We start from the raw sequence: 1,667 nt of genomic DNA on the forward strand, positions 1-1,667 counted from the left end.
AATTATTTTTATCTAATCTCTATTGCTCCATTAACATACTTTTTTACTACCCTATGTTCTTGATCTATTGTTAATATATCTGCAATAAGTTTGTGCATTGCTTCTGCTATTAAGTATTAAAATCAGTTTGTCGTCTTCGAATACTCCATAGTCACAGACAACATCTTTTACTTCATATTTAGGCATCTTCATCCCTCCAAAAAGTTACTTTGTTTCTTCTATTTCCCAATCACAAGGCTCTTCATCTATTATGCATTCATCAAACTCTTCACTATACATATAACAACCATCACAACATCTGTCATATTTGCTACACTCATTCTTAATAAGTTCTAATGCTTTTTTTAATTCTTCGCTCATTTTAATCCCTCATTCCTTAAAAAATTGATTTGATTTATCGTCTATTTGATTTTTTTCTTATACCAACATATAATTTTCTTATCAGCTCTGCAAAGCTGAAATATAAAAGAAAGGTGGTGTTACATATGGCAACTTTACATGATGATATAGTTAAAAGCTTAGGCTCATTTCAAATGCCATCTTTAGATACACCTAAGTATGAGTTCCCTAAATTTGACTCATCTTTATTGGAAAATCCTAGTCATGCCAAATACCAACATAAGATTTTAATGGAATACATAGCAGACTTTGAAAAACAGCTCAATCCTGATGAAGAAGTAGCATTAAAGCTTGCGTGTTTTGGACAGACACTACTAATGCATGTTACATTTATTGGCTACCATAATCCAAATACTATTCAGTTCTGTGGATATGTTAATGGCCAATATGCTGAACTCATTCAACACGTCAATCAGCTAAACTTTTTATTGATGTCTTCTCCAAAACAAGAACCTGACAAACCTGCTAGGCGTATTGGATTTACTCCTGATAATAATTAGATTGCGTCATTATTTGCTGGTACTGTACTATGCATTTGAATAAGTAATCTGCAAAATCACTATTATTAGTGATATCTAATTTTATTAAAAGTGGCTGATTTTGAGCTTTCACCTCAAGTTCAGCTACTCTTTTTTCTAGCTCCCTAATTTTCTCTTCCATTTTCTTTCCCTCCCAAAAGTTAATTTGTCTTATCAAGAATGCCTTTAATTTCTTCTATGCATTGCTTGCCTTTATCTGTCCTTGCTTCAATTAAATCCTCGTACCCACGCTCTGCAAATAATTGCATTCCATTAAGGACTCTCTCTATTGAATCTAAATACACCCCTATCAAGGCCTTATCTAATGTATTCATATGCCACCTCCATCAACAGATTAGGTTATTACCTTTTTGTAATAAGCTTTCTTAGCTTCTTAAACCATCTTTTTAACAGACTTTCTTTTTTCTTCGCTTGGATTCTGTTCCATCTACCTCTGTATAATTCACTGACTCTACGTGCTCCATATTTATATCTCAGCACGCTTCTCTCTATTTTTCTTGTTGTACTAATGATGTTTCATCCTTTCTTGTCTTATAACTCTATTTGTCCTGGCATAAGTTCCATAAGCTTTCTCATATCACAAACAGCCTTATAGTACTTATTACTTCCTTGTATGCTATCTATTTCTATCAATCCAAGCTTTTTAAGCTTCTTTATGTATCTAGATGTATTGCCTTTTGCAATGCCAGTCTCTTTTACCAACTGTGCAGCTGTATAAGGCTTTGTAAG

6 protein-coding genes are annotated in these 1,667 nt (G+C 33.0%); 1 reads left to right on the top strand and 5 read right to left on the bottom strand.

Annotation, left to right across the window (positions count from 1 at the left end; translation table 11 throughout):
* Positions 1-51: 51 nt before the first annotated feature.
* Both H8718_RS20690 and H8718_RS20090 read right to left on the bottom strand, forming a co-directional pair.
* On the bottom strand, positions 52-186 hold the full coding sequence (locus H8718_RS20690) for a hypothetical protein (RefSeq protein WP_283246276.1): 135 nt from the start codon (positions 184-186) through the stop codon (positions 52-54).
* Positions 187-204: 18 nt separating this feature from the next.
* Positions 205-360: a hypothetical protein gene (locus H8718_RS20090; protein WP_249334838.1), complete on the bottom strand. Its 156-nt coding sequence runs from the start codon at positions 358-360 to the stop codon at positions 205-207.
* Positions 361-485: 125 nt separating this feature from the next.
* Between H8718_RS20090 and H8718_RS20095 the strand changes: the two genes are divergently transcribed.
* Positions 486-899, top strand: coding sequence for a DUF6173 family protein (locus tag H8718_RS20095; RefSeq protein ID WP_249334839.1), 414 nt, complete (start codon positions 486-488; stop codon positions 897-899).
* Here H8718_RS20095 and H8718_RS20100 read toward each other — a convergent pair.
* From H8718_RS20100 to H8718_RS20110, 3 genes are all read right to left on the bottom strand, one after another.
* Positions 880-1,059, bottom strand: a complete 180-nt coding sequence (locus H8718_RS20100; protein WP_249334840.1) for a hypothetical protein — start codon at positions 1,057-1,059, stop codon at positions 880-882. The two genes, H8718_RS20095 and H8718_RS20100, sit on opposite strands and share 20 nt — an antisense overlap.
* A gap of 19 nt (positions 1,060-1,078) precedes the next feature.
* Positions 1,079-1,252 carry a hypothetical protein gene (locus H8718_RS20105; RefSeq protein WP_249334841.1) on the bottom strand — a complete coding sequence of 58 codons (174 nt, stop codon included), beginning with the start codon at positions 1,250-1,252 and terminating at the stop codon, positions 1,079-1,081.
* Positions 1,253-1,469: 217 nt separating this feature from the next.
* On the bottom strand, positions 1,470-1,667 hold a 198-nt coding region (locus tag H8718_RS20110), incomplete at its 5' end, for a MarR family transcriptional regulator (RefSeq protein ID WP_249334662.1).

It is taken from the genome of Zhenhengia yiwuensis, from assembly GCF_014384995.1.
Lineage (GTDB): Bacteria > Bacillota > Clostridia > Lachnospirales > Cellulosilyticaceae > Zhenhengia > Zhenhengia yiwuensis.

What these genes read in the sequence shown, in the direction of transcription:
- H8718_RS20105 (WP_249334841.1), bottom strand. Translation starts at nt 1,252, where the DNA reads ATGAATACATTAGATAAGGCCTTGATAGGGGTGTATTTAGATTCAATA.
- H8718_RS20100 (WP_249334840.1), bottom strand. Translation starts at nt 1,059, where the DNA reads ATGGAAGAGAAAATTAGGGAGCTAGAAAAAAGAGTAGCTGAACTTGAG.
- H8718_RS20090 (WP_249334838.1), bottom strand. Translation starts at nt 360, where the DNA reads ATGAGCGAAGAATTAAAAAAAGCATTAGAACTTATTAAGAATGAGTGT.
- H8718_RS20690 (WP_283246276.1), bottom strand. Translation starts at nt 186, where the DNA reads ATGCCTAAATATGAAGTAAAAGATGTTGTCTGTGACTATGGAGTATTC.
- H8718_RS20095 (WP_249334839.1), top strand. Translation starts at nt 486, where the DNA reads ATGGCAACTTTACATGATGATATAGTTAAAAGCTTAGGCTCATTTCAA.